At 65.5% G+C, this 3,735-nt stretch carries 6 protein-coding genes; 2 read left to right on the top strand and 4 right to left on the bottom strand.

Annotation, left to right across the window (positions count from 1 at the left end; genetic code table 11):
* The 4 genes from C9E82_RS23570 to C9E82_RS23555 form a co-directional block, all read right to left on the bottom strand.
* A partial coding sequence (locus C9E82_RS23570; RefSeq protein WP_119901174.1) for a DUF2391 family protein occupies window positions 1–268 on the bottom strand: 268 nt, incomplete at its 3' end.
* Between the two features lie 105 nt (window positions 269–373).
* Complete coding sequence (locus C9E82_RS23565; protein ID WP_205962255.1) at window positions 374–637, bottom strand: SPW repeat domain-containing protein; 264 nt, start codon at window positions 635–637, stop codon at window positions 374–376.
* A 16-nt stretch (window positions 638–653) separates the two neighbouring features.
* Window positions 654–1,250 (bottom strand): hypothetical protein, encoded by a 597-nt coding sequence (locus C9E82_RS23560; RefSeq protein WP_240643719.1) that lies wholly within the window; start codon window positions 1,248–1,250, stop codon window positions 654–656.
* Window positions 1,251–1,551: 301 nt separating this feature from the next.
* Complete coding sequence (locus C9E82_RS23555; protein ID WP_119901170.1) at window positions 1,552–1,977, bottom strand: organic hydroperoxide resistance protein; 426 nt, start codon at window positions 1,975–1,977, stop codon at window positions 1,552–1,554.
* Window positions 1,978–2,096: 119 nt separating this feature from the next.
* Between C9E82_RS23555 and C9E82_RS23550 the strand changes: the two genes are divergently transcribed.
* Both C9E82_RS23550 and C9E82_RS23545 read left to right on the top strand, forming a co-directional pair.
* The gene (locus tag C9E82_RS23550) at window positions 2,097–2,540 is read left to right on the top strand and encodes a MarR family winged helix-turn-helix transcriptional regulator (RefSeq protein WP_119901171.1); all 444 of its coding nucleotides are present in this window, start codon (window positions 2,097–2,099) and stop codon (window positions 2,538–2,540) included.
* Between the two features lie 117 nt (window positions 2,541–2,657).
* Entirely contained in the window at window positions 2,658–3,404 is a 747-nt protein-coding gene (locus tag C9E82_RS23545) for a sulfite exporter TauE/SafE family protein (protein WP_342354329.1), read from the top strand.
* Window positions 3,405–3,735 lie beyond the last annotated feature (331 nt).

Genomic DNA, 3,735 nt, shown 5'->3' with positions numbered 1-3,735 from the left:
CCCCCAGCGCGATCAGGGCGTCGAACATGTCGCTGCGCCAGCTGCGGGTGCGCTCGAACCCGACATGGCGCGACAGCAGCACCAGCAGCGGCAAGCTCGCCACCACCAGCAGCAGCAACCGCAGCCGATCCAGGTAGAAGCCGAGCGACCACAGTTCCGTCGTCATCAGCATCGGCAGCGAAAAGATCAGTGCCCCGCCCGCGGCACGGCCGAAATCGCGGATCACGCGGCTGGGCGGGTGATGGGCGGACCGTCCTGATTGCGCCATGTCTCGCGTCCTATCCCTCTGCCGGGCCATGCGGGCTCCATACGATCGCGGCCCAAGCGGCAAATACCATGACATTGCTCCGGATGGGCCCCCAAGTCGGGCAATTCAGACAATCGCCCGATCCCAACCACCATAGTGCTCCTCGCTGCGCGCGCCGCGCGGCAGGCTGAGCCCGATCAACGCCATGCCCATCGCGACATCGGCTGCGGTTGCGGCGTCCGACCCGCCGCCCAGCAGGAACGGCGAGGCGCAGATCCAGGCGCCGAGCGCAACATTGAGGAAACGCACCGGGCGCACCACTTCGGCCATCGCCGTGACGGCCGGGACCATCTGTCCGGTGATTGCCGGCGAAGGCGATTGCGGTTTCATCCGGTCCGCACTCGCATCAGCCGCGCCAGCCCTCGGCCTCATAGCGCCGTCGCAGATCCGGCAATGGAGACGGGGCGGTCGCGGCCAGCGTATCCTCGACCGCCGACCGATGTTCCTCGGGAAAGCGGACGCTGAGCGCGACACCGCCGCGCCGGAAGGTTTCAGCATAGAGCGGCACGTCATCCTCGGGGATGCCCAGATCGACGAAAGCTCCGATCGCGCCGCCGGCCAGCGCCCCCCCGGCGGCGCCGGTCAGGGCGGAAATCAGCCAGCCGGCGGCCGCCATGGGACCGAAGCCGGGAACGACGACAACGCCAAGCCCCGCAAGCAGCCCCGCAACGCCCCCGACCGCCGCACCAAGTGCGGCACCGGTCGTCGTCGCCGGTGCGGGCTCGGGAACTTGATTACGCGTGCCCGTCACCGGATCGCACTCGACGCGCATATCCCGATAGTCCCGCAGTCTTTCGCCGCCCAGAACGGATGGCTCGACACCGGGCAGGGTCAGCGCCTCGATCCGCTCCACCGCGGCGGCGGCCTCATTGCAGGTTTCGTAAAGCCTGGTGATCACGGGCATGTTTTCCTTCCCTCCGGACGGAGCACCGATGACCGGCATCGGCTCGCTCCCGTTTTCGGTTGGAGGCGTGAACCAGCAAGAAGGCGGAATTGTTCCAGCATCGTCACGACACAACGCGTCTGCTGGCGCAAAAGGGCTTCGCCGGCCGCAACGCGATGGGTTTCCGGCAGGAGGCACTGTTGCACAACTCGGATGATGGGAGTCACTCTTGAAATGCGGCGACATCGCCGGAGCCGTCGAGGTTACTCGGCCCCACAGGTGCGCTCGATGTCCAGGACCGCATCTGGCCCGACGAAATCCATGCGCCGGAAGGAGCCCACCTGGCCCTGCGGGATCGGCTTCAGACGACCGTCAGGCCGACCGCAACGTTGTTGCGGGTGGCATTCGAATAGGGGCAGGTCTGATGCGCTGCCTCGACCAGTCGCTGCGCCGCCTCGCGCGCGATGCCGGGCAGGCTGATCTCAAGATCGGCCGTGATGCCGAAACCACCTTCGGAGCGCGGCCCGATGCCCACGGTCGCGGTGATCGCGGCCTCGGCGGGGAGCATCACTTTCTGCTGCTGGGCGACAAGCTTGAGCGCACCCAGAAAGCACGCGGAATAGCCCGCCGCGAAGAGCTGCTCGGGATTGGTGCCGGCGCCGCCCGCGCCGCCCAGTTCCTTCGGGATGGAGAGCGCGACCTCCAGACGGCCGTCTTCGCTGCGGGCCTGGCCTTCGCGGCCCCCGGTTGCGGTGGCTTGGGTGCGGTAGAGAACCTGGACTGACATGGTTTCTTCCTTTTGTGTTCGTCATAATAATTATCGCGACAATATTCTCGATACAGCGCGCGCCGCAGCATGTCCAGCTTTTTATTGTCGCGATAACAGATCTCGTGATAAGAAGCCTTATGACCAAGGAACTGACCCTCGAAGATCAGCTGTGCTTCTCGCTTTATGCGACATCGATGGCGATCAACCGCCTCTACAAGCCGCTGCTGGACCAGTTGGGGATCACCTATCCGCAATATCTGGTGCTGAGCGTGCTGTGGGAGGAAGACGGCCGCAGCATCAGCGCGATTGCCACCCGGCTGGACCTGGAGCCGAGCACGATCACGCCGCTGGTCAAGCGGCTGGAAGCCGCCGGGCTGGTCACACGGACCCGGCGCCAGGATGACGAGCGGGGCGTATCGGTTGCGCTGACCGCGCGCGGACGGGATCTCAGGATGGAAAGCCGCTGCCTTGGAGAGGCCCTCTTCGCCCGCTCCGGCATGGCGGCGGAGGAGATGATCGCCCTCAACCGCGAGGTCCGGCGCCTGCATCAGGCCCTGACAGGCAAGGAAAGCACATCGTAAAGGCGACCGGCGGACAGAGGGCCGCAAGGTGCTGAACACGCCGCTGCAGGCTCATCGGCGATCCGATCTGTTGTCCCGGCAACGATATGGGCCGCCAACCCCTGAAGGGAGACGGAAATCCTGGACACGGACAACACCTGGCTTGCGGCGGCCTTCCTGCTGATCGCGCTGGTCTATGCCGCGGTCGGACAGGCCGGGGCCTCGGGCTATATCGCGGCAATGGGGCTGGCGGGATTCACGCCGCTTGCCATGAAGACCACGGCGCTGGCCCTCAACCTGCTGGTCGCGTCCATCGGAACCATCATGTTCCTGCGTGCCGGGCGGCTGTCCTGGCGCAATATCTGGCCCTTTGCCATCCTGGGGTTCCCCTTCTCGCTGCTTGGCGGTGCAGTTCATCTGCCGGATCGGGTCTATTTCCCGGTCGTGGGGATCGTTCTCATCCTCTCGGCCGTCCAGATGGCGCGAACCGCGTTCCGCAGCAAACCGGCCGCATCCGAGATACCGGTTGCTCCACCATTCCTGGCGGCGCTGGCGACCGGGGCCATCATCGGCTTCGTCTCCGGCACGACCGGCACGGGTGGAGGTGTGTTCCTGGCGCCGATCATCCTTGCCATGAACTGGGGAACCGTGCGCCAGACGGCGGCCACCACAGCGGTCTACAACCTGATGAGTTCGGGCGCGGCGCTGATCGGAGCCAATGCCGCATGGGGCCATCTTCCAGCCGCCCTGCCGGTCTGGCTGGCCGCCGTTGCCGCAGGAGGATCAGTGGGAGCCTGGATCGGCAGCCGCTATCTCTCCGACCGGTGGCTTCGCGGCGTTCTTGCCACTCTGCTGCTGGTGTCCGGTGTGAAGCTGGTCTGGTAGTGCACGATGCTGGGGCCGGAGCTTGACGTGTCGGGGATCGCCGCCAGACATTCGCAGGCGACATCGTCGGCCACGTTCAGGATCCAGAACCCCCGCGCCGGGGACGACGAACAGCAACTGATCGAAAACAGAGTTGCGCTGTGATCGACCCCTTTTGGCGGGGCCTGATGCAATGCTTACAATAGGTCTACGTGGCTAAGATCAGCTGAGAAGGGCGGTGCGAAATTAGTCCACGTTAGCGGCGGCATGGTGCTGCTGCGGGCGGCGTAAAAGTCGTCCACCTTTGTCCCTTTCTGCGGCTGCAGGGAGGATGGGAGGATCTACAGCGTGG

This window comes from Paracoccus sigandri (assembly GCF_003709565.1).
GTDB lineage: Bacteria > Pseudomonadota > Alphaproteobacteria > Rhodobacterales > Rhodobacteraceae > Paracoccus > Paracoccus siganidrum.
This window is presented reverse-complemented; position numbering and strand designations above follow the sequence as displayed.

Coding starts and splice junctions, on each gene's coding strand:
- C9E82_RS23565 (WP_205962255.1), bottom strand. CDS start 637: ATGAAACCGCAATCGCCTTCGCCGGCAATCACCGGACAGATGGTCCCG.
- C9E82_RS23560 (WP_240643719.1), bottom strand. CDS start 1,250: ATGCCGGTCATCGGTGCTCCGTCCGGAGGGAAGGAAAACATGCCCGTG.
- C9E82_RS23555 (WP_119901170.1), bottom strand. CDS start 1,977: ATGTCAGTCCAGGTTCTCTACCGCACCCAAGCCACCGCAACCGGGGGC.
- C9E82_RS23550 (WP_119901171.1), top strand. CDS start 2,097: ATGACCAAGGAACTGACCCTCGAAGATCAGCTGTGCTTCTCGCTTTAT.